The sequence below is a fragment of the Kribbella caucasensis genome (assembly GCF_004361855.1).
Classification (GTDB): Bacteria; Actinomycetota; Actinomycetes; order Propionibacteriales; family Kribbellaceae; genus Kribbella; species Kribbella caucasensis.
In genome coordinates this window covers 283,308-310,253 of the sequence record NZ_SNWQ01000002.1, presented here as the reverse complement: position 1 = coordinate 310,253, position 26,946 = coordinate 283,308, and the positions used below count along the sequence as shown (strand labels likewise).

At 67.9% G+C, this 26,946-nt stretch carries 17 protein-coding genes; 2 read left to right on the top strand and 15 right to left on the bottom strand.

Annotated features, from left to right (window positions below):
* Positions 1-123: 123 nt before the first annotated feature.
* The 12 genes from EV643_RS05600 to EV643_RS05545 are packed head-to-tail and all read right to left on the bottom strand — an operon-like array spanning position 124 to position 17,113.
* Positions 124-1,311, bottom strand: coding sequence for a glycoside hydrolase family 28 protein (locus EV643_RS05600; RefSeq protein WP_133798874.1), 1,188 nt, complete (start codon positions 1,309-1,311; stop codon positions 124-126).
* Positions 1,308-3,362 carry a hypothetical protein gene (locus tag EV643_RS05595; RefSeq protein WP_133798873.1) on the bottom strand — a complete coding sequence of 685 codons (2,055 nt, stop codon included), beginning with the start codon at positions 3,360-3,362 and terminating at the stop codon, positions 1,308-1,310. The genes EV643_RS05600 and EV643_RS05595 overlap by 4 nt, the downstream gene beginning before the upstream one ends.
* Entirely contained in the window at positions 3,362-4,552 is a 1,191-nt protein-coding gene (locus tag EV643_RS05590; RefSeq protein WP_133798872.1) for a DUF5605 domain-containing protein, read from the bottom strand. The genes EV643_RS05595 and EV643_RS05590 overlap by 1 nt, the downstream gene beginning before the upstream one ends.
* A complete protein-coding gene (locus EV643_RS05585; protein ID WP_133798871.1) occupies positions 4,549-5,982 on the bottom strand; it encodes a DUF5060 domain-containing protein in 1,434 nt (477 codons plus the stop codon). The genes EV643_RS05590 and EV643_RS05585 overlap by 4 nt, the downstream gene beginning before the upstream one ends.
* A complete protein-coding gene (locus tag EV643_RS05580; protein ID WP_238165380.1) occupies positions 5,979-7,085 on the bottom strand; it encodes a sialidase family protein in 1,107 nt (368 codons plus the stop codon). The genes EV643_RS05585 and EV643_RS05580 overlap by 4 nt, the downstream gene beginning before the upstream one ends.
* Positions 7,082-8,593, bottom strand: coding sequence for an ABC transporter substrate-binding protein (locus EV643_RS05575; protein WP_166665327.1), 1,512 nt, complete (start codon positions 8,591-8,593; stop codon positions 7,082-7,084). Before EV643_RS05575 ends, EV643_RS05580 begins: the two co-directional genes overlap by 4 nt.
* Before the next feature lie 28 nt (positions 8,594-8,621).
* Positions 8,622-9,629: an ABC transporter ATP-binding protein gene (locus EV643_RS05570; protein WP_133798868.1), complete on the bottom strand. Its 1,008-nt coding sequence runs from the start codon at positions 9,627-9,629 to the stop codon at positions 8,622-8,624.
* Positions 9,626-10,627, bottom strand: coding sequence for an ABC transporter ATP-binding protein (locus EV643_RS05565; RefSeq protein WP_133798867.1), 1,002 nt, complete (start codon positions 10,625-10,627; stop codon positions 9,626-9,628). Before EV643_RS05565 ends, EV643_RS05570 begins: the two co-directional genes overlap by 4 nt.
* A 10-nt stretch (positions 10,628-10,637) precedes the next feature.
* Positions 10,638-11,777: an ABC transporter permease gene (locus EV643_RS05560; RefSeq protein WP_133798866.1), complete on the bottom strand. Its 1,140-nt coding sequence runs from the start codon at positions 11,775-11,777 to the stop codon at positions 10,638-10,640.
* A gap of 6 nt (positions 11,778-11,783) precedes the next feature.
* Positions 11,784-12,782, bottom strand: coding sequence for an ABC transporter permease (locus tag EV643_RS05555; RefSeq protein ID WP_133798865.1), 999 nt, complete (start codon positions 12,780-12,782; stop codon positions 11,784-11,786).
* Entirely contained in the window at positions 12,783-14,768 is a 1,986-nt protein-coding gene (locus tag EV643_RS05550; protein WP_133798864.1) for an ABC transporter substrate-binding protein, read from the bottom strand.
* 11 nt (positions 14,769-14,779) lie between these two features.
* Positions 14,780-17,113, bottom strand: coding sequence for an Ig-like domain-containing protein (locus tag EV643_RS05545; protein WP_133798863.1), 2,334 nt, complete (start codon positions 17,111-17,113; stop codon positions 14,780-14,782).
* A 337-nt stretch (positions 17,114-17,450) separates the two neighbouring features.
* On the opposite strand from EV643_RS05545, the gene EV643_RS05540 reads away from it, so the two are divergent.
* On the top strand, positions 17,451-19,295 hold the full coding sequence (locus EV643_RS05540) for a glycoside hydrolase family 127 protein (protein WP_133798862.1): 1,845 nt from the start codon (positions 17,451-17,453) through the stop codon (positions 19,293-19,295).
* A 4-nt stretch (positions 19,296-19,299) separates the two neighbouring features.
* On the opposite strand, the gene EV643_RS05535 is transcribed toward EV643_RS05540, so the two are convergent.
* Positions 19,300-20,307: a sugar-binding transcriptional regulator gene (locus EV643_RS05535; protein WP_133798861.1), complete on the bottom strand. Its 1,008-nt coding sequence runs from the start codon at positions 20,305-20,307 to the stop codon at positions 19,300-19,302.
* Between the two features lie 122 nt (positions 20,308-20,429).
* Between EV643_RS05535 and EV643_RS05530 the strand changes: the two genes are divergently transcribed.
* Positions 20,430-23,303: a glycoside hydrolase family 2 TIM barrel-domain containing protein gene (locus EV643_RS05530; RefSeq protein ID WP_133798860.1), complete on the top strand. Its 2,874-nt coding sequence runs from the start codon at positions 20,430-20,432 to the stop codon at positions 23,301-23,303.
* Here the strand turns inward: EV643_RS05530 and EV643_RS05525 are convergent.
* Both EV643_RS05525 and EV643_RS05520 read right to left on the bottom strand, forming a co-directional pair.
* Positions 23,290-25,443: a DUF6351 family protein gene (locus EV643_RS05525; protein WP_133798859.1), complete on the bottom strand. Its 2,154-nt coding sequence runs from the start codon at positions 25,441-25,443 to the stop codon at positions 23,290-23,292. The genes EV643_RS05530 and EV643_RS05525 overlap by 14 nt on opposite strands.
* A gap of 16 nt (positions 25,444-25,459) precedes the next feature.
* Positions 25,460-26,923 carry a cellulase family glycosylhydrolase gene (locus EV643_RS05520; RefSeq protein WP_133798858.1) on the bottom strand — a complete coding sequence of 488 codons (1,464 nt, stop codon included), beginning with the start codon at positions 26,921-26,923 and terminating at the stop codon, positions 25,460-25,462.
* Positions 26,924-26,946: the final 23 nt, after the last annotated feature.

Genomic DNA, 26,946 nt, shown 5'->3' with positions numbered 1-26,946 from the left:
TGGACAAGGGCGGCAATCCGGAAGTAATTGCGCTTGGCGACAGGCTCGGACCCGCGAGGGCACGGCGCAGTGGCAACGGAGTGCATTGGGCAGCGCGGAACGTGCGGGCACGGGGTCTAGGTCTCAGGCTTGGGGTTGGGTGGCTTGTTTTGCGGGGGTTTGGAGGTGGTGCGTAGGAGTACGGAGTGTGTTGGTTGTGGTGGTGAGGGTTAGGTTTTGGATGGAGGCGTGGGGGGTGTCGCGGAGTTCTAGGGTTGCGGTGGCTTTGTGGACGTGCAGGCCGGTGATCGTGAGGTTGCGGACGGTGGGGTGGTGGGAGCCGGTGGTGTCGGGGTCGGCGTGGCAGGTGTCCACGAGGATGGCGGTGCCGGTGACGGAGTCGACCTGCGTGTCGCGGAGTTCGATGTGTTCGATCAGACCGCCGCGGTGGGAGTTGGTCTTGAGGCGGAGGGCGTGGTCGACGGCGGGGCCGGTGATGTGGAGGTCGCGGGCGATGACGTTGCGGATACCGCCGCTGGTTTCGCTGCCGATGGTGACGGCGCCATGGCCCGTACCGAAGCGGCAGTTCTCGATCACGATGTTCTCGGACGCCCGGCCGACGCGGCGGCCGTCGGCGTCGCGGCCGGACTTGATCGCGATGCAGTCGTCGCCGGTGTCGAACGAACAGCCGCTGATGACGACGTCGCGGCAGGAGTCGGGGTTGCAGCCGTCGTTGTTCGGGCCACGGCTGTCGACTGTGATGCCGCGGACGACGACATCGGAGCTGAGCACGGGGTGGACCACCCACATCGGGGCATTGATGATGCGGACGTCCTCGATCCGGACCCGGCGGCACTGGTACGGCTGGATGAAGCTGGGCCGGAACCCGTGCCCCGGTTCGAAGATCCGTTCCTCCACCGGGACATCGTCGCGAACCATCCGCAGCAGCCGGTTCCAGTCGCCGACCGGCGTCGTGTCCCGCCACCAGGTGTCCGGTGATGCGCCGCCATCCAGTGTCCCGGTCCCGGTGACGGCGACGTTCACCGCGTCGTACGCGTAGATCAGAGGTGAGTGAGAGAAGCACTCGATGCCCTGCCAGCGGGTCCGGACGATCGGGTACGACGCCGGGTTGGTGACGAATCGCAGCGTCGCCCCGGCCGCGAGGTGCAACTCGACATTGCTCCGGAGCCTGGTAGGACCGGACAGGAACACCCCGGAGGGCACCACCACCCGCCCACCGGTCAGCTCACAGGCCCGCACGGCTCGATCGATTGCCGCCGTGCAGTCAGAGCCCGGCCGAGCGCCGTACTTCGTGATGAGGTGGTAGGTCATCCGGGGGCCTTGCGGAGGCGGAGGGCGTTGGCGAGGGGGACGGCGATGACCCAGGAGGGGTTCCAGGTGTTGGCGTGGCCCCGGCGTTGCCAGTGGGTCTGGAAGACGGCCTCGCCCTGTTCGCCGACGATCTGGAAGTCCCAGTCGCCCGGCGCGCCGCAGATGCCTTGGCCCATGGCGTTCACGGCTGTCTCGGCGGCGGCGACGTACGCGGGCCGGCTGGTCACGGTGCCGAACTCCAGTAGTTCGTAGGTCGGGAAGGACACGTCCAGATGGTGGTTCTGTACACTCACCATCGGCCAGCCGATCGCGTTGAACCCGACGGCGCTCAGGGGTGCGTCGAGGTCCTGTTCGGGGGACCAGACGTAGACCCAGGTGAGCAGCCAGTCCGCGGCGACCTCGGCCCACGAGGCGTACAGGTCGTCGCCGGTGAGCCGGAAGAGTTCGTACGCCGCGAGGAAGTAGTACAGCCCGGCTTCTTTGTCCTCGCAGGCCGCGTCCAGTGTCCCCCGTGCGAACGGACGGTCGAAGGTCCGCGCGTGCTGGCCGTGATACCGCGTCAGCCACGTTGTTGCCTCGGACAACAGCCAGGAGTCGTCCAGTACGGCGGACGCCTTCAGGGCGGCGAGTACGCACGGGATGCCGGCCGCCGAGAGCGCGGTGGACACAGGCGTGCCGTCCAGTCGCCAGCCGATCGGGAACGTGCCGTCCGGAAGCAACGCCGTACGGAGGAACTTCAACGAAGCGACCAGCGCGTCCGGCCAGGACGGCGGCACCGGTTCACCGTTCGAGTGGAACAACGCGATGATGTCGGCGAGGTCCGCAACCGTCTCGCCGTACGCGCGGCTGGAGACCATCGCACGGCCGCCGGAGCGGAAGCTGGTCCAGCGCCGGCTGCCGACCTGGTAAGCGTTGTGCCGCAGACCGGGCGTCCGCGTCGAACTCCCGGCCAGGTAGAACTCGACGGCTGCGCGGCACCGGTCGATCCGCACCCGGTCGCCTGACTCGAAGCCGAGCCACGCGTCGCACCAGGCGAGCTTCAGCGCCTGACCGGTCCAGCCGTAGAGGAAGTGTCGCGCCTTGACCGGACCGTTGCCGGTGACATCGCTGAACTTGGTGTAGCCGGCCACAGTCCCATCGCGGTACCAACGGTTGTCCAGCGCAACGGTCTTGCGAGCGATGATCTCGTCCAGCTCGAGCGGATGTGCACCGGGATCAATGAAGAGCGAGCGCCCAGTGCGGACGAGGTGCCGAAACGCGTGCCCGCGATGCTCCTGCGGCCCCCAGTCGAGGACCAACTGCTGCGCGTACACCTCACCCGGCAACAGCGTCAGATACCCGTCATCCGTGGACTCGGTTTCGGCCTTGCTGACGTAGCGCACGTCCTGTTTGCCGTCGAACATCAGTACGCCGCTCAGCGCCGCGACAACGGGTCCTTCGCGACGGATGAGACCGAGCGAGCCGTACCGAACGAGTCCGTCGGCCGAACGGCGCTGGGCCGGGCGGGAGAAGACGCTCAGCCAGCGGCGCTCGCGGCCGGATCGCCATTCCAGGTTCACCCCGGGAATCGGCAGGCGATCCTCCTCGGCGATGAAGCCTCCGCCGGGCGCTGGGCCGATCCGGGGTACGGCGCGGGCCGGGTCCGCGGACGGGTTGTCGTTGTAGATCAGGCCGGGCAGGGTGATCTGACAGTCGGTGAGCCGGCCGATATCGAGCAGCAGACCCACAGCAAGGTCACCCAGCCTGCGTTGCCCCGTGTTCCGCCAGCGAAGCTCGAGGTTCAAGCGGTCCGCCGCGTCAAACGACAGGCGAATCTCCACAGCGACCGGTCCGGTCCGGCAGCCGGCACGGTGCTCGCCGGGCCGGCGGGAGATCCACCAACCGTCGGGCTGCATCGCATTCGGTTGCCACGGCCGACCAGCCGAGCACGTCAACAGGTCAGCTACTGGCCGCTCGACGTACGTCGTGCCATCCAGTCCGAGGCGGAGCACGACTTCACTGGGGGTTCGGCGGAGTTCGGCTGTGCGACGGCCTGAGGTGAGGGCGGGCATCAGGTGGTCCTGCGGATCTGGATGGCCTGGTACTGGGTTCCGGGCAGGCGGACGGTGAGGGTGTCGCCGACTGTCTGGTGAGTACGGCGGACGCTGTGGTTCCAGACGTCCAGGACCTCCACCTGGTAGGTCCCGGCCGGCAGGCTGAAGGTGCGCTCGGGAAATCGGTGCTCGCCGAGGTACTGCAGGTAGTAGCTGCCAGGTACGGCGAGCGTCGGAGCGTCGCGGTAGTCGTCGATCGGCTCCACACCATCAGGCAGTTCGTCCAAAACCTCACGCAGTAGCCGCAACCGCTGCGCGACCACACCGGTCGGCCGCGCTCCCCCACCCGACCACGGTCCGCCGTCTCTGTCGACGTACCACTCCCCGTGTGCCACGTGTGCGCCGCGGACCGTTCCCTCCCAGATCCGGGTGAGCATCTCCTGGCCGGTGAGGCTGGTCGCTGGTGTGGAGCCGTCGCCCTCATACCCGCAGGCGTCCACGTGCACTGGTTTGCCGTAGTCGCGTCGCAGCGCCGAAACGCCACGCAGGTTCTCCAGCGGAACGCTGAGATGGGTCAGCCAAGGCACGCCCGGGTCGACGGCCGCGTGTACGGAGATCAGGTGCCGACTGGAGTCGCACTCCGCGATCAGCTCCGCCAGAGCACGCACGTCGCCGGCAGCATCGAGGCACCACGTCACGTTGCGGTAGGCGGCCAGCCGGTTGACGAGCTCGCGGATGACAGCTGCATCGCCTGCAGGGATGAGGATCTCAGCGCCTACTTCGACCGCGAGCAGGTCCTGGACCTGGGCGTCCAAGCGATCCAGCATCGAAGGCAGTGCGCGAAGCCGGACGCGGCTGAACGGCGAGGCAGCCAGCGCCCGGCATGCTTCGGACCAGTTGTCCGCTGACCCGAACCACGTGGTGGTCAGAGGGTGGTATGGCGTACAGTCGGCCCACCGCAAACCGCTGCCGACCCTTCGTACCGGGCCGCGAGTCGTCGGCGGTGTACACACGAACGAGTGCGCCTCGCCGGCCAGCGTGTAGTGCCAGGAACCCTCGAGGTCCGGCATGAAGCGCAGCATCTGTCGGTCGGCGTCAGTGAAGGACTCGACGTACGCCCCCTCGCCCGACTCATGGCGGAACTCGACTACGGCCGGACCGCCGTCTACAGCCCGTTCGAAGACAGCCCATCGCTCTACCTCGGTCATCGGGTTCCTCGCAGGGCTAGGTACGGACGCGCAGGGAGGGGTATGCGGCAACGCCCGGAGTAGGCGGTCGGGAGCGGTGTGATGGTCATCGCGACCGTGTCGATCAGCTCGAAGCTGTACGGCGGACCGACGGGCAGGTCCAGCTCGACAGCCGACGGCCGGCGGTCGCCCAGGTAGTGCACGACACACCGGTCAGGGTCCACATCGCCATCAGGGAGTCGCGGCAGACCCGCCATCACGTCGCGCAGGAAGGCGAGACGTGCTGGGCTCTCGCCGTACAAGCGTCCGCCGACCGAGATCCACGCCCGGGTCTCGCGATCGACGAAGGACTCGCCATGACCGACGTACCCGCCCAGCGTCATCCCCTGCCAGAAGCGGTGCACCAGTTCGTCGGCGGTGAGGTTGCCCCAGCGGCGGCCGGCATTGCCCTCGTAGCCGATCTCGTCGATCACCACCGGCTTCGGGCAGGCCCGCCACGCGGCGACCTCGGCACCGTCCCAGTGCTGCACGCTCTGGTGGGTGATCCACGGTTTGCTGAAGTCGTACGGCGTGAAGACCTCGTACATCTTGGTGCCGTTGTGGATCGACCGCAGCCGCTGGTACGGGTCGAACCGCTGGACCAGCTGCAGCAGCCGGTCCCAGTCCGCGATCGTCTTCTCCCGATTGAAGTCGTACTCGTTCGACAACGACCACCAGACATTCCGGTACGCCGCCAGCCGCGCGACCACGTAACGCAGGTACGCCGCATCCTCGTCCGGCGTCATCCGGTCGAACCCCCACACCCCCCGGTCATAGGGGTGGAAGAGGATCAGATCGGCCTGGATCCCCAGTTCGAGCAGATCTGCGATCCGCGCCTCGAAGTGCTGGAAGAACGCGGGATCGAAGCGACCGACATCAACCGAGCCGGGCGCCGACCCCACGAACGGCAGCCGCTCCGGCCGCATGCCGTCGGTCGGCAGCAGGCACATCCGCATCTTGTCGAAAGGTGCCGAACGCAACGACGCGAGAGTGAGTTCCTGGATCTCCTTGGACTCGTAGGTCCAGTGGTAGCACGTCGTCCCGATGCAGTCGTACCGGGTGCCGTCGGCGTACGCGAAGTGGTGAGCGCCGTGCACCCCGACCGGCCCGTGGTTCCCCGGGCCGGGCGCGACACACTCGAACGAGCCGCGATGACCGTCTAGTTCTGGTGCGGAGCTGCTCGTGACGTACTCCCACCGGCCGACCCGATCCGGCATGAACCGGGCCCGGTAGACGCCATCGCCGTCGTAGAAGCCGTCTACCGTGACCACCCGGTTCCGGTACCGGTAGGCGACCCGCAGCGCGACGTCGGCGAACGGATTGCCGTCCGATGGTCCGGTCCAGGTGACTTCATGCACTCCCCACCGCTCGACCGGGGCGGTGGGGAGGGGAAGCAATTCAACACTGCTCATGGCAGTCGGTCTCCCGCCTCGATCCACTCCGGCGAGAGGATCACGTGCTTGATCGTCTTGCGCAGGTACGAGTACGCGACGTGCAGCCGGCCGTCGCGCGTCTGCAGCAGCGTCGGGTACGAGTAGCCGAACTCGTTGTCGCGATACTCCTCGTCCTGCACCTGCAGGTTCCGCCAGTACGGCCAGGTCGCACCGTCGTCCTCTGACAGAGCCAGCGTGAGCGGGGTCCGCAGCGTCTTCCGCCGTATGCCGCCCTTGCCGTCCGGAACCCACCGGAACTGGTCCCGCTCTGCCGACGAGTCGTTGAAGACGAGGACGAGCCGTCCGTCGGCCAGCCGGAGCAGTTGGACGGCGGAGTTGTTGTTCGGCAGCGCTGTCCGCTCAGGCGCCGACCAGGTCCGGCCGCTGTCCTTCGAGACCGAGCGGTGGATCCGGTCCGCGGCCCGGCTGCGGAAGTACCCGAGCAGCTCACCCGGCGCGAGTTCGACCGCAGTCAACTGGACCTGTCCGACTCCCTCGGGCAGCTCACCCGCCGTCCAGGTGCGACCGCTGTCCGAGCTCAGCTGGACGACCGTGGTCTCACCGTTCTTGTCACAGTCGTACGCCGGCAGCAGCCAGTCACCGTTGCTCAGGACAACGAGCGGGTTCCGGATGAAGCTCCCCGGACGATCGAACAGTACGTCGCTCGGCCCCCAGCTGAGCCCGCCGTCGCGCGACACCCGGCGGAGCACCCGCGAGGTGCTCTGGTCGTGCGGCTCGTTGGAGGTGTGCAGCAGCCAGACCTCACCCGACGGCAGCACGAACAGCAGCGGGTTCTGCTCCGATCGCTCCGGATCCGCGGACATGGGCTCGGGGACGGACCACGAGGAAGAGCCGGCGGCGAACCGGGACAGGACGATGCTGGTCTCCGGCTCACCCTCGCCAGGACCGTTGAACCAAGCACAGAGCAGGTCGCCCGCAGGCGTCTCGACGAGGGTGGCGGCGTGGCTGTCACCGGGGTGCAGGGTCGGCAGCAAGGCTGTCTGCACGCCCGGCTCGGCCTCCGGCCGGAGCCGGCCGTCGAATCGGGGGTCGACGGCCGTGCCGGAGTCTGGAGACGTCACCATGTGAGCCCGGCGGCGGCCTGCGCCTTGATGTAGTTGGGGATGTCAAGCTGCTCGGCGACCTGCAGGGACGAGTCGACGTCCATGCCGTCTTTGAGCACGTGCTGGCGGAACACCTTGTAGAGCGGGATGTCCCAGTACTCGGTGTTCTGGTAGTTCTTCACCACGGCGTTGTCACCCCAGTACACAGCCGATGTGTCGATGCCCTGCAGTTGCGGGATCGCCGTACCGAACGCGTTCACCACCGCGTCCGTCTGCAGTACGGCCTTGACGCCGTACGACGAGATCCGGGTCTGGATCTCCTCCGAGACCAGGTACTTGATGATCTCGAGCGACGCCTCCTTGTGCGCCGACTGCGGCGGGATGAAGGCGGCGCGGGCATTCGGCTGGTAGATCGCGGTGGAGCCGCGGGACAGCACGGGCATCGAGGTGACGCCGATCTTCACGCTCTTGGCCCACTCGGCGTAGTCCTCCGCGTCGTCCTCCTCGACGTACAGCGGGTTGAGCGCATACGCGTTCAGCTTCGACAGCGTGTGCACCGCCATCGCCAGGTGGCCCGGGAAACTCATGTCGCCCTTGAAGAAGTCGTCCACCGTGGTGAAGGTGTTGCCGGGCAGCTGGAGGAACCGGTTGATGTTGTGGGCAACCGTCTTCCAGTCCGCCGTGGTCAGGTTGACCTTGATGTCCTCGGGCACCGGCTGCTCGCTGCTGCCGGGCACGAACGGGTACAGACCGAGCTGGTTCAGCGCCAGGTAGTTGTCCGGGTGCTGCATGAACCCCTTGTAGTGGTCGATGCCGTCCTGCCGGGTCAGCGTCTTGGCGGTCTTGTAGATGTCGTCGTACGTCGACCCGACCCGCGGGTACCGGACCCCGAACTTGTCGAAGATCAGCTTGTTGTAGAGCAGCACGTGCTCGTCGATGAACACCGGTACGCCGTACAAGCCGCCGTCGGAACGTGACTTGACGAGCTCGACCGAGCCCAGGTTCAGCGCTGGCAGGTCGATACCGGCCTGCTGGACCATCGAGGTCATGTCCTGGACCCAGCCGAGCGGCTCCAGGTCGCGGTCGATCCGGGTCCGCGGGTCCTCGATGATCAGATCCGGCACCCGGCCTGCCCTGGCGATGTCCTCGTACCGGATCGGGTAGTCCCAGGTGGCGTACTTGATCTTCACAGCGGGGAACTTGGCCCGGATCGCGTCGCCGAAGACGGTGTTGAAGTACCGGGACGCCTCCCGGCCGGCGTCGTCACCGCCGAGCTCGAACGGTTTGAAGTTCACGGCGAAGATGAACAGCTCGTCGTCGGCCACCGAGAACGGCTTGCCGTACTTGTTCGGGATGTCGACGATGCCGGCCGCGGAGCGCGCACCCGCACGCGGGACGGCGGAGGTCGAGCTGGTCGTCGCGGCGGCGGCCGTACCGGGCAGCGCGCCGCCGAGGGCGGCGAGACCGCCGAGCAGGGCGCCGTTCCGCACGAACCCGCGACGGGAAATACCTTGGTTGTCAGACATGGTGGGCCTTTCGTATGGGGCGGTGGTGTCAGGCTGTCGCTGCCGTAGCGACACCCAACAGGTCGAGCTGCTCCGCGAAGTGACAGGCGACGCGGCGACCGCCCACCTCCCGCAGCTCAGGTACTTCGGTGCGGCAACGCTCCTCGGCATAGCCGCAGCGCGGACTGAACGGACAGCCGGGCGGCACCTTGGACGGGTCCGCGATCTCGCCACGCAGCATGATCCGCGACCGCTTGCCGCGCGACGCCGGATCAGGATCGGGTACGGCGCTGAGCAGCGCCTCGGTGTACGGGTGGAGCGGCTTGCTGTACAACTCCTCGGTCGAAGCGCTCTCCACCAGCTTGCCGACGTACATCACAGCGACGTCGTCGGCGACGTGCTCGACGATGCCCAGGTCGTGGGAAACGAACAGGTAGGTGAGACCGGACTCCTCCTGCAGGTCCTTCAGCAGGTTCAGGATCTGGGCGCGGACCGATACGTCGAGCGCGCTGACCGCCTCGTCCGCGACCACCAGCCGCGGATCGGTCGCGAGGGCCCGGGCGATCACCACGCGTTGCCGCTCACCGCCGCTGAACGCATGCGGGTAGCGATGCGCGTACTCCGCTCGCAGTCCGACGCGTTTGAGCAGCGCCGCGACCTTGTCGTCGATCTCGTCGCGCGAACCCCGCTCCTGCACCCGCAACGGCTTGGCGATGATGTCGCGCAGCGTCTTGCGCGGATCGAGTGACGAATGCGGGTCCTGGAAGATCAGCCGCACCTGCGCGCGGTAAGGCTTCAGCTCCTTCTCGGACAGCGTCGCCAGGTCCACGCCGTCGTACAGGATGCTGCCCGACGTCGGTTCGTAGGCCCTCACGATGCAGCGGCCGAGCGTCGTCTTGCCGCAGCCCGACTCCCCCACCAGCCCGAGTGTCCGGCCCGCCTTGATCGACAGGTCGACACCGTCGACGGCCTTCACCACGCCGCGGTTCCGGCCGAAGAACCCGGTGTGCAACGGGAAGTGCATGGTCAGGCCTTTGGCCGTCAGCAGATCGCTCATCGTTCCTCCTCGCCGTACAGCAGGCAGGCGACGTCTGTGTCGTCGGACCGCACCCGCGTCGGCACGGTCGAATCGCACTTCCCGGCCATGAACGCGTCACACCGCGGATGGAACCGGCACCCCGACGGTCGTTCGTACGGCGGTGGCACCGTCCCGCGAACGGCGGCCAGCCGGCCCTGTCCGCGTTGCCCGAGCCGTGGCACCGATCGGACCAACGCTTGCGTGTACGGGTGTTTGGGCTCGCTCAGCACGGACGCGGCCGGTCCGTGTTCGACCACCTCGCCGAGGTACATCACCGCCACCTCGTCGGCGACCTGCGCGGCCACACCGAGGTCATGGGTGATCAGCATGATCGCCATGCCGAGCTCCTGCTGGAGGTCCTGCAACAGGTCGAGGATCTGCGCCTGGGTGGTGACGTCGAGCGCGGTCGTCGGCTCGTCCGCGATCAGCAACCGCGGCCGGCAGGACAGCGCCATCGCGATCATCGCTCGTTGCCGCATGCCACCACTGAGCTCGAACGGGTACGAATCCACCCGGCGCTTCGGGTCCGGGATGCCGACCCGGCCGAGGAACTCGATCGCGCGGTGGCGGGCCTCGACCTTGCCGACTCCTCCGTGCAGCCGGATCGCCTCGATGATCTGGTCGCCGATGGTGTGGACCAGGCTGAGTGAGGCCATCGGCTCCTGGAACACCATCGCGATCTCCGACCACCGCACCTGGCGGAGCCGCTTGTCCTTCGCGGCCAGCAGGTCCAACGGGTCGTCTGACGGCTGGTCGCCGTACAGGAGGATCTGGCCGCCGACGATCCGGGCCGGGTGCTCGACCAGGCGCAGGATGGAGCGTGCGGTGACACTCTTGCCGCACCCCGACTCCCCGACCACGGCCAGCGTGCGACCTCGCCGTACGGTCAGGCTGACACCGTCGACGGCCTTGACCACCCCGTCCTCGAGCTCGAAATGCGTCCGGAGATCGCGGACTTCCAACAAAGGCTGAGCCATCTGAGTGCTCCTACTTGTAGGGGTCCGCGGCATCGCGGAGGCCGTCGCCAACGAAGTTCATGGCCAGTACGACGACCACGACCGCGAGACCCGGCGCGAGCAGCCAGGGGGCGGTGGCGACCGCACGGATGTTCTGCGCGCCTTCGAGCAGCACACCCCAACTGACGGCCGGCGCTTGCAGTCCGAGACCGAGGAAGCTCAGGCTGGTCTCGCCGAGGATCATCGTCGGTACCGCCATCGACACCGTGGCGATGATGTGGCTGGCGAACGACGGCACCATGTGGCCGAAGATGATCCCGCCGCGACTGACCCCGTCCAGCCGCGCTGCCATCACGAAGTCCTCCTCGCGCAGGCTGAGGAACCGGCCGCGCACGTCGCGGGCCAGTCCGGTCCAGCCGATCAGCGAGAGGATCACCGTGATCGCGAAGTACCTGGTGAGTGGTCCCCAACTGTCGGGCAAGGACGCCGACAACGCCATCCACAGCGGCAGGGTCGGGATCGACATGATGAACTCGATGACCCGCTGGATCGCGTTGTCGATCGGACCGCCGAGGTACCCGGAGATGCCACCGATGAGCAGGCCCAGCACGGAGGCGGCGAGCACGCCGACCAGGCCGATCGACAGCGAGACCCGCGCGCCGTGGATGAGCCGGGACAGCAGGTCGCGGCCGGACTGGTCGGCACCGAGCAGGAAGAACGGATCACCCGCCTTGACCGGCCCGATCAAGTGGATGTCGGACGGGATCAGGCCGAGGATCTTGTACTCGTCGCCGCGGACGAACAGGCCGACGTCGACGATCTTGTTCTTGTCGACCGTGAAGGTCTGCTCGAACGTTTCCTGGTCGCGCGTCGACGAGTACCCGTAGACGAACAGGCCGTGCTCGGAGGAGAAGTGCACCCGTTGCGGTGGCGCGTACGGCAGGGCGGTGTGCGCCGAGTCGCTGGCGGCCGGCGCGAAGAACCCCGAGAAGACCGCGATGAAGTAGATCGGGACCAGCACGATCAGCCCGATCAACGCCAGCTTGTGCCGACGGAACTGGCGCCACATCAACCGCCACTGCGGCAGCGCGCCGTGGTCCCGCAGGCTCTTCACCACCTCGGGCTCGGCTTGGGGCGGCGGCGCAGGCTGTGCCTGGATTGTCTGAACCATCGGGGCCTATCCCTTCGACAGCCGGTGGCGGATCCGCGGGTCCCACCAGGCCAGCGCGAGGTCGCTGAGCATCGTGCCGATCACTGTCAGCGCACTGAGGATGAGGACGAAGCTGCCGACCAGGTACATGTCCTGGCTCTTCACCCCGCTGAGCAGCAGCGGGCCGCTGGTCGGCAGGCTCATCACGACCGACACGATCGTCTCGCCGCTGATCAGGCCGGGCAGCAGCCAGCCGACGGTGCTGAAGAACGGGCTGAGCGACATCCGGACCGGGTACTTGAGCAGCAGCTTCCACTCCGGCAACCCCTTGGCCCGGGCGGTCGCGACGTACGGCTTGTGCAGCTCGTCGAGCAGGTTGGCCCGGGTGATCCGGATCAGGCTGGCGGTGCCGGCCACACCGACCACGACTATGGGCACCCACAGGTGCGATATCAGGTCGAGCAGCTTGCCCAGGTTCCAGGCCGCGTCGGCGTACTCGGGTGAGAAAAGTCCGCCGACGCTTTGGCCGAAGTACCGGAAGCCGATGTACATCATCACCAGCGCGAGCATGAACTCCGGCACGGCCATCCCGATGAAGCCGAGGAACGACGCGAGATAGTCACCGGGCGAGTACTGCCGCAGCGCGCTGTAGATGCCGATCGGGAAGGCGATCGACCAGACGAACAGCAGGCTCGCGATCGACAGCACGATCGAGAGCAGCACCCGGTTGCCGATCAGGCTGGCCACCGACTGGTTCCAGGCGAACGACTGACCGAGGTCGCCGTGCAGGACGACGCCGGAGATCCAGGTCCAGTACTGCACCAGGAACGGCTTGTCCAGGCCGTAGTGGCGCTTGAGCTCGGCGATCTGCGATTCGGGGATGGCCTGGCCGCGGGCCTCGGCGTTCGCGATGACCGTGCTGGTGTAGTCGCCCGGCGGCAGCTTGATGACGACGAACGTGACGAACGAGATCGCCGCCAGCGTCACCACCATCCATCCCAGCCGCCGGGCGAGGTAGCGCAGCATCTACTGCCCGATCGCGAACTGCTCGGGGTGGACGATGCCGGGGGCAACGGCCTCGATCATCTGGTCCGGCACGTTGTGGAAGTCGTTCTTCGCGATGCCGTAGGTGTTCGGGACGCTGCTGGTGCCGATGTAGTAGAACTGGTCGGCAGCGATCTGCAGCACCTGCTTGCCCAGGTCGAGCGTCTTCACGGGGTCCGGCTCCTCGCGGCCCTTGGTGAACAGCTCCAGCTGCTTCTTGATCTCCGCCGGCGGCTCGATGCCCTCCTTGCCGTCGGACTGGTACCACTGCGCCCAGCCGATGCCGTACCGCGCACTGCCGTCGTTGGTCGGCACCCAGTAGTGGTCGCCACCGGTACCGGTCGGCAGGACGAAGGTGCCACCGGTCCACGTGCCCGCGTCGTGCTCGTTCGCCTTGACCCGTTCCTTGTAGAGGTCCTCGCCCATCGCCTGCGTCCGCAACTCGACGCCGACCGCACGCCAGCGCTTCTTCACCAGCTCGATCGCGTCGACGTGGTCCGGGAACGATTCGCTCACCAGCACCGTCACGGAGACCGGCTTGCCGTCCGCGCCCAGCCGCCGGCCGTCCGCGGCCTTCTTCAGCCCGGCCTTGTCCAGGAGCTCGTTCGCCTTGGCCACGTCGAACTCCAGGTACTGCGTGGCGAGCTGCTCGTTGTAGTACGGCGAATCCTTCGGCGGAGCGCATTGCCACGGCTCACCCTGACCGGCGTACACCGCGTCGATGATCTCCTTGCGGTTGATCGCATACGACAGACCGATCCGGAAGTCCTTGTTCGCAAAGAGGGCCCGCTTGACCGGGTTCTTGTGGTTCTGGTTGATGCCGATGATCATCGTGTTGGTCAGCTGGGTCGGCACCTCGAAGATCCGGTAGCCGCCCTTCTCCCGGTTCTGCGCCACCACCGGCTTGTTCTGCGGCGTCCCGAAGTTGCGGTACTGCATGCCGAACTCGCCGTTCATCACCTTCAGCAGCTCGACCTCGGCGTCCTGCACGACTTCGACCCGGCAGGCGTCGATGTACGGCAGTTGCCGGCCGGCGTCGTCGACCTTCCAGTAGTACGGGTTCCGGGTCAGGGTGACCGCGGAGCCCTTGCCCAGCGGGGTCGTCACCTTCCACGGCGCCAGCGTCGGCTGGTCCGGGTTCGTCCACGGGTTCTGCTTCTGCGCGAACAGGTCGACCCAGCTGCCGACGCCGGCTTTCTTCGCCAACGCGTTCGCGTTCGGGTTGTACTTGAGGTGGAACTGCTGGAAGTAGTGCTTCGGCAGCAGCATTCCGTACGCACCCTCGCGCAGGAAGATGCCGTCGGCGATCTGGTTCATCAGCGACGGCTGCGGCGCGGTGTACGTGAGCTTGACGGTCCGCTCGTCGACCTTCTCCATCTTCGCGATCTTGCCGGTGTCCGGCGAGGCGAACGCGTCGTAGATCCCGTCCGGATGTAGTCCGGCGTCGCACTGCACCTCGAGCAGCGTGAACAGCATGTCGTCCGCGGTGCACGGCTTGCCGTCGGACCACTTCAAGCCCTCCCGCAGCGTGAAGCTGATCTCCGTACTGTCGGCATTGACCGTGTACTCGGCGACGTTCGCCTCGATCTCCTCGTACCCGGGCTTACCGGTCTTGTCCGGCTTCCAGCGGGCCAAGGGCTCGTAGTGCAGGGCGTTCCACAGCCACTGGGTGTCTTCCTGCGTCAGCATCGCCGAGCGCCACGTCCCGCCGTACATCGCCTTGCCGGCCAGCGGTTTGATGACCGGCGGGTTCTTGGGCAGGCGCTCGGCCAGCGGGGGCAAGCTGCCCTTGTCCACCAGTGCCTTCAGCATCGGCGACTCCTTCTCACCGGCCGCGGCCGCCTGAGCACCGGCGCCCGCGGGCTTGGTGTCGAAGAAGCTGCAACCGGGCACCGTGGCTGCCACCAGCAGCCCCAGACCGCCTTGCAGCACCCGTCGCCGGTCGACCTTGCGTACGTCTCCAGACATCGTCACTTTCCTCACTGCTCGACCGTGATGTTGCTGAACTGCGCGGTTCCGTAGTCCACGAGGCCGTTGTCCTCCTTGCCCCCGTCGACCGCGAAGCCGATGTAGAAGGTCGGGCTCGGCATCGCGATCCGCTCGTAGCCGAACCGGTCCCACTTGGTCTTGTCGGTGGAGATGAAGGCCTCGAACTCGACCTCCCGCGCCTGCGGACGCTCACGCCGGAGCAGCCGCAACCAGTACTGCTTGGTGGGATCCATGTAGTCGTCGCTCCACGGCCACGGGCCGACACTGGGCTCCGCTCCATGCGTCTGGATCCGGATCGCCTGTGCCTTCATCCCGCCGTCGTCGGCCACACTCCCCGGGCCGGCCACGCCGTACCCGATCCCGCCGAACATGAAGGGCGCGGCCGGGTCCAGGCTGTCGCGGATCATCAGCCCCGCGACCAACCCGTTCGCCACCTTGTGCAGCTTGTCCAGCCGCGCGGTGATCTGCGAAACCGATCCCTGTCCGCCCACCTGCAGCTTGCGATAGACGTAGTGGAAGTTGCTGGACCGGTCACGGATCCGGCCGGATCCCTTGATGGTGAGAACGTTGTCGGAGATGCTGCCCGATCCGGCGAGCGGAGGCTTGCCCACGGCCGCCGAGGTCCAGCCCGGAGTCCCGGCCTGCACGTTGACATGCACCGGCACCGATGTCGACTGCGTCGCCGTACCGTTGCTGTCGGTCGCCCGCGCGGTCAGGTAGTAGGTGCCGTCCGCAACGTCTTTCCACTGTGCTTGGTACGGCGCTTTGGTCGCCGTGCCGATCGATTGGTCGCCGACGAAGAACTCGACCTCGGCCAGTTGACCGCCCTTGTCCGCGGCGGCAGACGCCTCGATCGTCAAGGTCGGCGCAGTCCGGCCGGCGATCACCTCGTTGTGCTTCGGGCCGGTGATCTGGACCGTGGGGTTGCCGACCGGGTCGGGGACGATCGAGTTGAGGTAGTTGTCCAGGTAGGTGTAGCCGTTCGGCGCGATCTTCTGGGCGTCGGACGGGTCGTTCGGATCGAGGCCGTTCGCCTTCTCCCACCAGTCCGGGATCCCGTCGTGGTCGGAGTCGGGCGCCGCCTCGGTCTGGGTCAGCACCGGGAAGCCGCCGACCTCCTTCTGCGAGTTGATCAGCCGGCCGGTGCCGTTGCGGGCGTCGTTGACGATGCGCGCGTCGGCCGCGTCCCGCCGCGGCAGGGTGGCGCCGGCGTTCGCGAGGACGGCGTCGTACGCCTTGGCCGCGGACTGCGTGTCGATCTCGTCCGCGAACGGCTGCGGCCGGGCCAGCTCGTTGATGCCGCCGATCGGGTAGCGGATGCCGCGGCGGTTGTGGGCGGTCACGTCCGGATGGCCTTCGACCTGGTTGCCGGCGACGTACCACTGGCCGCCGCGGTTCGCGCTCAGGATGACCGGGGCGACGTCGGACAGCGTGGTCGGACCGGGCTTGTAGTAATTGCCGACGATGTTGATGCCGTTGGCCCACTCACCGCCGTACACCGAGGTGTAGCCGTGGTCATAGACGACGTTGTTGCGGTGGTCGACCTCGAGATTGATGTTCTCGGTGTACCCGAATCGCGGCTGCCGGCCGCCCTGGTGGGCGATCAGATTGTGGTGGTACGAGTTGCGCTCGCCGCCCCAGATCCCGCCGTATCCGTGCCGGCTCTTCGGGTGCGCGGACAGCGCGAGGCCCTCGGCGATGATGCACCACTGGATGGTGACGTCGAAGTTCCCGTACGGCGACAGGCACTCGTCCACCGCCCAGCTGAACGAGCAGTGGTCGATGATCAGGTTGCGGATCTGCGGGCTGACCGAGCCGGGCACGTTGGTTTCGAACGCGTCGCCGGCGACCGCCTTGAGGTCGCCGAGCCGGAAGCGCAGGTAGCGGATCACGATGTCGTGGGCGCTGCCCTTGACGTTGGTCCCGTAGCCGGAGACGCAGATGCCGCCGCCGGGGGCGGTCTGGCCGGCGATGGTCAGGTTGCTGCCGGCGATCTCCAGGCCCGTCTCGAGCTCGATGGTGCCGGACACCCGGAAGACCACAGTGCGGTCGGAGCCGGAGACGGCCTCGCGCAACGACCCCGGACCGGAGTCGTTCAGGTTGGTCACCTCGTAGACGGATCCACCCCGGCCGCCCTTGGCCCACTTACCGGCGCCCTCGGCTCCGGGGAACGCCGGGAGCCTGGCCCGCGTGCCTGTCGGGACGGCGTGCGCGGCTGGGGTCCCGCTGATACCGACGGCGGCGGCGGTGCCGACCACAGCGGTGGTGCCGACGAAGCCGCGCCGGGTCCAGCCGGTGGTCGCGTCGGGTGAAGTCTCGGTCATCTTCTACGCCTCACTTCCCGCCTTGGCGGCGAAACCCAGCGGGCGACGGACGGGGCGGAAAACTGCCGGGTGCGGGCCTGCCGGGCGAGCCAGTGACGAATGCCTGGATGGTGAGATGAATATCTAGTCATTGCCGAATGGAATGACGCCCACATGGTTGCGGAGGTTACGAAGGGGTGTCAAGAGCATGTCGCAAGCTGACTCGCAATCGTTCCCGAACGCCGGGATCGCTGGCCGCAATCGTTTGCACGATCAACGTGCCGAAGTCTTGCCGGGGCGTCGGAACGGCGGCTACGATCCCCGCCAGCCGCCCCGCCAACGGAAGGTGCCCCTCCCCATGCCCGTCGCACCCGTCGCCGCCACCGCGCTGCGGCCGCTCGCCATCGGCGCCGCGAAGATCACCGGCGGCTTCTGGCGAGAGCGTCAGGAGGTCAACCGGACCGCCACCATCCCCGCCGCCGGCGACCGCCTCGAAGCGGCCGGAACACTGCGCAACCTGCGTCGTGCGGCAGGCCGCGAACCCGTCGCCGAGGGCTTCACCGGGCGGCCCTTCGCCGACTCCGACGTCTACAAGTGGCTCGAGGCCGTGGCGTGGGAACAGGCCCGCGAACCCGACGAGACCTTCGGTTGCTGGCAGGCCACCACGAGCTCACTGGTGACGGCCGCCCAGGAGCCGGACGGATACCTCAACACCCACGTCCGGCTGGCGGTTCCGGGCGGGAGGTTCAATGACCTGGAGAAGGGGCACGAGCTGTACTGTGCCGGGCATCTGCTTCAGGCCGCCGTCGCCCAGTTCCGAGCGACCGGTGACCGCACCCTGCTGACGGTCGCGATCCGGTTCGCCGACCTGCTCACGGATCACTTCGGCCCCGGGCGCACCGAAGGTATCGACGGTCATCCACTCATCGAGATGGCACTCGTCGAGCTGTACCGCGTCACCGGCACCAGGTCTTATCTCGAGCTGGCCCGGTACTTCGTCGAGGCCCGGGGGTACGGCCTGCTGGTTCCACCCGGTCACCACGGTCCGGCCTACTTCCAGGACCATCTGCCGGTACGTGCGGTTCGTACCCTCGCCGGTCATGCCGTGCGTGCGCTGTACCTCGCCTCCGGAGCAACGGACGTCGCGATCGAGACCGGCGACACCGAGTTGCTCGACGCGCTGCGGGCGACCTGGCGAACGATGACCGAGAGCCAGACCTACCTGACCGGTGGCGTCGGCTCCCGCTGGTACGGCGAGGCGTTCGGCGATCCCTTCGAACTCCCACCGGATGCGGCGTACTGCGAGACCTGCGCCGCCATCGCGAGCGTGCAGTGGAGCTGGCGGCTGTTGCTCGCGACCGGCGAGAGCCAGTACGCCGACCAAATCGAGCGCACCCTCTACAACGCGGTGATCTCCGGTGTCTCGCTGACCGGCGGCGAGTTCTTCTATGTGAACACGCTCCGAGTGCGCAACGACGCGTACGCCGATGACCAGCGCTCCGCCGTCGCCGGTCGGCAACCCTGGTACGGCACGGCGTGCTGCCCGCCCAACGTGATGCGGACGCTGGCGTCGCTCGATCAGCTGCTCGCGACCTCGGACGAGAGCGGCCTGCAACTGCATCTCTACGCTCCAGCCACGGTCCGTGCGGAACTGCAGGGCGAGCCGGTCGGCCTGGAGGTGACGACCCGCTATCCGTGGCAGGGCAACGTGACGGTCACGATCACAGAGTCGCCGCGGGAACCGTGGACCCTCCGGCTCCGGCTTCCGGCCTGGGCAGCCGGCTGCTCGATCACCGTCAACGGCGCCGACGAGCCAACGGGTCCGGTCGGCCGTGCCGTGCCACTGCACAGAAGCTGGCAGCGCGGCGACCAGGTTGTCCTCGACCTGCCGGTGCGGGCCCGCCGTACGGTGCCGGACGACCGCGTGGACTCGGTACGCGGCTGCGTGGCGATCGAGCGCGGACCACTCGTGTACTGCTTCGAGCAGCTTGACCAACCCACCGGTGTTGTCCTGGACGAGACGGCCGTCGTGCCCGGCGACCTGGTCGAGACCGACCGGCCCGACGTCCTCGGTGGGGTGACGACTGTTTCGGTGCCGGCCCGGCTGCGGGACGGTGCGGAGACGACATTGACCGCGATCCCCTACTACGCCTGGGCGAACCGGTCAGTGGGGCCGATGACGGTTTGGATCGATGCCCGCTAACGCCTCAGGAGTCGGCCGCGAGCCGCTCGGCCACCGTGCGGTCGGTGATCAGGACATCCACCCAACCGCCGAGCAGACCGGCCCGGATCGCGGCGTACTTGCGCATGCCGCCCGCTACCCCCACGGAGCGCAGGTCGTCGTCGCGCAGCCGGGCCGCGGACAGGCCCAGCACCCGCTGGTCGAGCTCGGAGCGAACCGGCTTGCCGTTCTCGTCGAAGAACCGCAGGCAGATGTCTCCGACCGCGCCCTGGTCGCGCAGCAGCTTCTGATCCTCGGCGGACATCGCGTTGCCGCTCTGCTTCAGCAACGGGGACGGCTCGAGGCTGCCGATCCCGACCAGCAGCAGGGTGAGCCGGGACCAGGCCTCCATCACCTCGCTGACCACGCCGTCCTTCATCAGGGTCCGTTTCGCGCTCGGACTGCCCACCAGACCGGGAACCGGAAGCTGGACCGGAGCGGCACCGGTGAGGTCCGCCAGCCGGCCGACCAACCGGGCGGCACGGGCCTGGGCCTCGGGGTTGCCGACGCCACCGAGGATCTGGACGACCTCTTCGGCGACCCGGGTCTGCCTCGGCGTCATCGACTCGACCGTCGCCAGCAGCGTGGAGCTCCAGGACGAGATCCCGATCCGGTCGCCGCCGGTGAGCGTGGTCTCCAGGTACACCGCGGCGGCCGCGCCGAGGGCAGGGATGATGTGCGCGTCGTCCTCGCCACTGGCATCGACCACGATCACCTCGCGCAACCCGTACCGCTGCTCGATCGCGTCCTCGAGCTCGGTGTGCACGCCGCTGGGCGGGATCACCACCGTGCGGACGATGCCCGCCACCACGGCCTGCTTGAGCAGCCGCGAGACGCGCGGCTGGGAGATGTGCAGCTGAGCGGCGATCTGCGGTTGCCGGACGCCCTGCTCGTGGTAGAGCTTCGCGACCTTGGTGAGCAGCCGCAGATGGTCGGCCGACGGGTGACCCTGCACTCCGCGCCCACCAGCCCGCCCCACACCCGCCGTCGTCATGCTCTCCGTCCCTCGGTTCGAGTCCTCGCTAGAGCATGCCACGTCCGGCGCCACCGGCAGTCAAGCGGCACCGGGCAGTGGACCAGATCGCGTCCGACGACCCGGCACCCCGAAGGAGAAAGATGACCTACTACGAGGATCCCGGCCCGGGCTACGGCGCGCTGCCACCGCGAGCCGCGGTCCGGTCCGACGCACCCCGGTTGAGCCTCAACGGGACCTGGCGATTCCACCTGGCCGACTCGGTGGCCGAGGCTCCGGACGGCTTCGAGCGGGCGGACTACGACGACTCGGGCTGGGACCGGCTCACGGTGCCGTCCAGCTGGCCGATGCACGGGTTCGGCCGGCCGGCGTACACCAACATCCCCTACCCGTTCCCGGTCGACCCGCCGTTCGTGCCGGACGAGAACCCGACGGGTGACCACCGGGTCGAGTTCGACCTGCCCGAGGCGTGGCGGGACCTGCCCGCCGTACTGCGGTTCGACGGCGTGGACTCCTGCGCGCGGGTGTGGCTGAACGGTACGGAGCTCGGGGTCGTCCGGGGCAGCCGGTTGCCGAGTGAGTTCGACGTGAGTGCGTGGTTGCGGCCGGGGCGGAACCTGCTCGCCGTACGGGTGCACCAGTGGTCGTCGGGCAGCTACCTGGAGGACCAGGACATGTGGTGGCTGCCGGGCATCTTCCGCGATGTCACGTTGATCGCGCGGCCGGTGGGCGGCGTCGAAGACGTGTTCGCGCACGCCGGTTACGACCACCACACTGGCGCCGGGACGCTGCTGGTGGACTCCGTGCCTGGTGCCAGGGTGAGGATCCCCGAGCTTGGGGTGGAAACCGAGGCCGGCCAACCGGTGACGATCCCCGGTGTGGAACCTTGGTCGGCGGAGCTCCCCCGCCTGTACGACGCGGTGGTGGCGACCGCGGCCGAGACCGTCGAGCTGCGGATCGGGTTCCGAACGGTCGCGATCGAGGACGGTGTGCTGACCGTCAACGGGCGGCGCATCCTCTTCCACGGCGTCAACCGGCACGAGCACGACCCGGTGCTCGGCCGAGTGGTTCCGGAGTACCGGCTGCGGCAGGAGCTGTTGATCATGAAGCAGCACAACATCAACGCGATCCGCACCAGCCACTACCCGCCGGACTCCCGGATGCTGGCGCTGTGCGACGAGCTCGGGTTCTGGGTGATGGACGAGTGCGACTACGAGACGCACGGCTTCCAGCCGCTCGGGTGGCGCGGCAACCCCAGTGACGACCCCCGGTTCGAGGAGGCCTCGCTGGACCGGATGCGGCGTCTGGTCGAACGCGACAAGAACCATCCGTGCGTGGTGATGTGGTCACTAGGCAACGAGGCCGGCACCGGCCGGAACCTGGACGCGATGGCCGCGTGGACCAGGCACCGGGACCCGTCCCGGCCGGTGCACTACGAGGGTGACCCGACGTGCGCAGCCGTCGACGTGTACAGCCGGATGTACGCCTCGCACGCCGAGGTGGACGCGATCGGCCGACGGGCTGAGGAACCGCTGCCAGATCCGGTACTGGACGCGCGCCGCCGGGCGATGCCGTTCGTACTCTGCGAATACTCGCATGCCGGCGGCAACGGTCCGGGCGGGCTGCCGGAGTACGAGGAGCTCTTCCACCGCTATCCACGGTGCCAGGGCGGGTTCGTCTGGGAGTGGATGGAACACGGCATCAGCCGGCCGGACGGCGGTTACGCGTACGGCGGTGACTTCGGCGAGGAGCTGCACAACGGGACCTACGTGCTGGACGGACTGGTCTTCCCCGACCTCACCCCGCAACCGGTGCTCGCCGAGGTCCGCAAGGTGTTCGAGCCAGTGCACCTGAAGGTGGACCCGGCGGCCGGTGTGCTCCAGGTGATGAACAGGTACGACTTCCTCGACACCTCGCACCTTGTCTTGCAATGGGCGCTCGGCGACGACGGTGTGGCGGTCGCGCGGGGGAGGTTGGCTATGCCAGTTCTGCCGGCCGGCGCGGAGGCGACGGTCGAACTGCCGAAGCAGGCGCTCGATCTGCCTGGACGGTTCGGTGAGCGGTGGTTGACCGTTCGCGCCGTCCTCACTGCCGACCACCAGTGGGCGCCGGCGGGTCACGAAGTTGCGTTTGCTCAGGCACAGGTGGCGTTTGCTCAGGCGTTGCCTGCGCAGGTCACGCCGAGCCGCAGCGGGGTACGCACGGAGTCCGGGGCACTCGTCGTGGGGCCAGGACGGTTCGATCCGCGCACAGGGAGGCTCACGCGGCTTCGGGAGTGGGACATCGAGCACGTGCCACTGGAACTGTGGCGCGCACCGACCCAGCATGATGCGCGGACCTGGGACGCCACCACGCTGGATCGCAAGACCCGCTGGGCCGCCGCCGGACTCCACCGCCTGCGGTACCGCACCGTCTCCGTCGAGACCGGCGACGGTGGGCTGATCGTCGCCACCTTGGTGGGGCCGGCCGCGATCGACGCGGCGGCGCTCGCGACATACCGGTGGACCTCGGAAGGCGACCGGCTGACGGCCGACGTCGAAGTCGAGCCGGTCGGCAACTGGACGGTGCCGTGGGCAAGGATCGGCGTGACGCTCGGCCTGCCGGCAGGTTTCCGGGATCTCACCTGGTTCGGCCTCGGCCCGGCCCAGGCGTACCCGGACGCACGAGCCGCGGCCCGCGTAGGCCGCTTCACCAGGTCGATCGACGAGCTCCAGGTCCCCTACCTCTATCCGCAGGAGAACGGCGCTCGCGCGGACGTCCGCTGGGCCAAGCTGTCCGGACCCGCCGGGTTGGTCAGGTTGTCGGCCGATCCCGTCCTGGCCTTGACCGTCCGCAGCTGGACCACGGCCGACCTGGCCGCCGCGGACCGCCCGGCCGACCTGGCACCCGGGCCGAACGTGTGGCTGACACTCGACGCCGCCCAGCACGGCCTCGGCAGCCCGACCAGCGGCGCTCCGATCCTCCCACCCTACGACCTCCAGCCCCGCCACCACCGCTTCACCTTCACTTTGGGCTGACCGCCCCAAACCGGAGCCACGTGCCTGCGAGGGGTTGTTGGGCCATGCCGGGCTTTGTGTGGTCGCAGACTCCGGCCGGGAAGATGGTGCGGAGGCGGGTCCATTGGGGATCGGTCCAGGTGACGTTGGCGTAGTCGGTTCGGGCTGGGGTGCGGAGGTGGCATTTGATGATGTCGGCGGCTACGTCGGCGCCGGCTACCTCGCGGGGGAAGGATGCGGAGGGGTAGAGCTGTTCGCAGCGGGAGGTGGGGTTGCGGTCGAGGGGTTGGGCGAGGAAGCCGTCGGGGGTTTGGCAGCCTTCCTGCAGGGTCGACGGGCGGGTGGCTGCGATCTTGTCGATCGGTGGGCGGGAGGACGTGTCGGCCGTGAGCGCCGTCAGCCACTTGTCCATTGAGGTGATGGCGTGTTGCAGGAGCGGGCTGGCGGTGTTGAAGAGGCCGTAGCGGGCGTCTTCGAGGAGGCTTACGTGGTTGGCGGTTGTGCCGTTGGCCTTCAGTAGGCGGGCTCGCATCGAGGACGTGTGGTACCGGACGTGGATGTCGCCCCAGGATTGGGTGTCGTAGTAGGCGCGGTAGTCGATGATTGGGACGTTCGCGAGGCCTCCGCCGCCGTTGGTGAGGCGGCCGGTCCGGTACGCCGTACTCACAGCCGCGGGGTCGGCAACGGTGCGGTGGGCAACGATGTTGGCGTCCTGGTCGAAGCCACCGATCCGCTCGTTGAGGTCGAGGAACTGGTCGACGTCAATGGCGCCGGACTCCAGAGCCCGCAAGCCGTACTGAACGCCGACGTTGTCGAGGGGACGGCGGGCGAAGCCGGTCGCGGGGTCAGTGCCGTAGACGTTCAGAGCGTGGTCGTAAACGTCGCACCGCACGCCGCGAGGGCTCGTCACCGGGTCGTAGCGTTGCGGCAGCGGGACGATGTCGCAGTTGCGGCGTGGGTCAATTCGGCCGGCGCTGACGGCCATACTGGGCAGAGTCGCGTACGTCGCGAAGCCGGACACCAACCGCTTCTGCTCCTGGGTCCACGGGACAGAGGCGTCCGATGAGAAGTACTCGTTCAGCAGCCACGCGTCGCTGATGAACGTGACGGTGCCAAAGGCAACATCCGGGAACGAGCAGCCGACGATGATGCCGTCGAAGATCCCGGGATAGTTGTCGGTGATCTGGTGCGCCTGGTACGAACCGCCCGAGCAGCCGAAACCCACGGTGTACAAGGGCTTCCCGTAGTGCTCGACGAACATCTCCTTGGTCATCATCGCCGACTCGGCCGCGGTCAGGTCGTTGCAGTTCTGCCCGAAGACGTTCAGCGACGACGACATCAGCGCGTAGCCCTGACCCAGCAGGACCGGGTCGGTCACCCCACCGGTGGTGCTTCCCGACCGGTACCAACCACCCGCGCACCCGCCGCCGAGGGTGAAGATCGCGCGCCCGTTCCACCCCGCGGACCGCGTGACAGGCGAAGGCGGCGCATCACTGAGTGGATCATGCAGCATGCTGGTCTGCACCACGGCCCGGTTCGCGCTGCCGGTCTCCATCCGCACCACAAAGGGCACGTCCGTGGCCGTCCGGGCCAGATCACTCGGGTACGACGTCGCGCCCGCCGGCCATGCCTTCCAGGCATCCGCGGTCGTCCGGTAGAAGTAGTCCACCCGGGGCGCGACCGTGCAGTCGGCGTCCAGCGGCTCACCCAGCGTGCCGCCGATCACCGGCACAGTGAAGCGCGCCGTCTCACACACGAACGGCTGCTGATGCGGCCCGGAGAACACCGGCCCCTGCCGCGGGTGATTCCGTACGTCGAGCCGCGACCCCGGCCGTCCAACAGCATCAGCACGCAGCGTGTTGGAACCAGACCGCATGCCCCCGACCAACCCGATCAACGCGTCGTTGCCCAGGGCAAACGCCGAGGTGACGTCGGTACCGTTCAGCGTGACCCGTACTTCGTCCGCCCGTACCCCGGCCGGTACGCCGACCTGGACCAGCGCGTCACCGCCGGACACCGTATCCGGACGGCCGGACAGGATCTCCAGCCGCAAGGGCGGCGCACCAACAGCAGGTGTGACGAAGGACAACGGAGTGACGATGACGAGCAGACCAGCGATCGCGCGGAGCAGGCGACCGGTCGACCGGGGGCGGCGGTTCATGGTTCCTCCTACAACATCAGTGGGCGGCGACCTCGTACACGCGGGCGATGTCGGTCGCGTGATCGGACGGATCGGTGATCACCAGGCGGAGCTGGTCGACCGTGGCGGCCGGACCGGTAGCCGTTACCAGCGACTTCGTGTTGTTGACGAAGCTCCCGACCTGGACCCATCCGGCCGAGGTGTGCGCCTCGATGCGGAAGTCCGACAGCACGGTGCCGGTGGCAACGTTCGGGAACCCGAACCCGCTGTAGACGTCGATCTGGTTGACATCCTTGTACGTCCCCAGATTCACCGTCAACGTCGGCGCGGTGTCACCGACCGCGGACATCCACCGGCCGCTGTCGACACACGACCCGTCCACAGCCTTCGCGGCACCCGACGAAGCGTCGTACGTCGAGGAAGCAGTCACCGTCGCACCCCGAGCCAGGTGGTTCGAGCATGGTGACGTGGCAGCGGCACCGGCCAGCCAGTCGCGAACGAAGGCGCCCTGATACTCACCGCTGAGCAGGTTCCAGTTCTTGTCGAACATCACCGGCGCCCAGAAGTTGTCGAAGATCCACCCCATCCAGCCGATCTGCGGCCGCGCGTCGATGTACTGGCGGAACGGCAGCCCCCACCCGGACGTAGTACCGGCCGTCACCGAGCCGGCGGCCGCCGCCGGGTCCCAGCCGAACTCGGTCATCACGACCGGGATCGAGGCCGACGCGTTGCCGAACTTCGCATCCAGGTTCGCCGCGGTGGCCGGCCCCTGGTTCGGGTAGAGGTGGTAGACGTAGGCGATGTTGCCACCGGCGATCGGATCCGTCAGCGCGCCGTTGAGCCGGGTGCTCCAGGCCGGGCTGCCCATCAGGATCACGTTGTCGGCGACCGACCGGATCGACGTCACGACCGGCTGGATGTAGGCCTTCCAGGTGGCCCAGCTGTCCGGGTTGATCGGCTCGTTGAACACCTCGAACAGGACGTTCGGGTTGCTCGCGTACCGCGGCGCGATGTAGTCCCAGAACGCCTTCACTTGCGACTGCGGTACTGCGCCCGTGGTGTCACCGTAGTTCCGGACCAGGTGCAGGTCGATGATCACGTACAGCCCCTTCGCGACCGCGTGGTCGACATAGGGCTTGATGTACTGCGCGTCGTAGGCGGCCAGGTCCTTGCCGAGCACCTCGGTGACCAGCAGCCGCAGGACCTTCGAGTTCCAGCCGTTCGACACGGTCATGTCGATCAGCTCGTTGATCGGTTTGGAGTTGCAGTCGGTGCAGACGTCGTTCTGCTCGGGCGCGATCACGGACAGGCCGCGCAACGTGATGTTCGTGCCGGCGCTGTTCTTGATCCGGTTCCCCTCGGTGTGGAGGGCCGGCAGCGCGGCAGCGGCAGCGGTAGGGGCAGCCGGTTCCGGACCGGGGACAACGGCCGAGGCGTCCACCAGGAGCGCCGAGGTGAGGAGGAGGGCGGAGGTGAGGGCGAGCAAGGACTTCCTGAACACAGGGTTTCTCCTTCGTGCGTTGA

Excerpts from the sequence above, each read along its gene's own strand:
- EV643_RS05540 (WP_133798862.1), top strand. The coding sequence starts at position 17,451 with ATGCCCGTCGCACCCGTCGCCGCCACCGCGCTGCGGCCGCTCGCCATC.
- EV643_RS05560 (WP_133798866.1), bottom strand. The coding sequence starts at position 11,777 with ATGGTTCAGACAATCCAGGCACAGCCTGCGCCGCCGCCCCAAGCCGAG.
- EV643_RS05570 (WP_133798868.1), bottom strand. The coding sequence starts at position 9,629 with ATGAGCGATCTGCTGACGGCCAAAGGCCTGACCATGCACTTCCCGTTG.
- EV643_RS05585 (WP_133798871.1), bottom strand. The coding sequence starts at position 5,982 with ATGAGCAGTGTTGAATTGCTTCCCCTCCCCACCGCCCCGGTCGAGCGG.
- EV643_RS05565 (WP_133798867.1), bottom strand. The coding sequence starts at position 10,627 with ATGGCTCAGCCTTTGTTGGAAGTCCGCGATCTCCGGACGCATTTCGAG.
- EV643_RS05530 (WP_133798860.1), top strand. The coding sequence starts at position 20,430 with ATGACCTACTACGAGGATCCCGGCCCGGGCTACGGCGCGCTGCCACCG.
- EV643_RS05575 (WP_166665327.1), bottom strand. The coding sequence starts at position 8,593 with ATGTCTGACAACCAAGGTATTTCCCGTCGCGGGTTCGTGCGGAACGGC.
- EV643_RS05555 (WP_133798865.1), bottom strand. The coding sequence starts at position 12,782 with ATGCTGCGCTACCTCGCCCGGCGGCTGGGATGGATGGTGGTGACGCTG.
- EV643_RS05550 (WP_133798864.1), bottom strand. The coding sequence starts at position 14,768 with ATGTCTGGAGACGTACGCAAGGTCGACCGGCGACGGGTGCTGCAAGGC.
- EV643_RS05590 (WP_133798872.1), bottom strand. The coding sequence starts at position 4,552 with ATGACCGAGGTAGAGCGATGGGCTGTCTTCGAACGGGCTGTAGACGGC.
- EV643_RS05545 (WP_133798863.1), bottom strand. The coding sequence starts at position 17,113 with ATGACCGAGACTTCACCCGACGCGACCACCGGCTGGACCCGGCGCGGC.
- EV643_RS05600 (WP_133798874.1), bottom strand. The coding sequence starts at position 1,311 with ATGACCTACCACCTCATCACGAAGTACGGCGCTCGGCCGGGCTCTGAC.
- EV643_RS05595 (WP_133798873.1), bottom strand. The coding sequence starts at position 3,362 with ATGCCCGCCCTCACCTCAGGCCGTCGCACAGCCGAACTCCGCCGAACC.
- EV643_RS05535 (WP_133798861.1), bottom strand. The coding sequence starts at position 20,307 with ATGACGACGGCGGGTGTGGGGCGGGCTGGTGGGCGCGGAGTGCAGGGT.
- EV643_RS05525 (WP_133798859.1), bottom strand. The coding sequence starts at position 25,443 with ATGAACCGCCGCCCCCGGTCGACCGGTCGCCTGCTCCGCGCGATCGCT.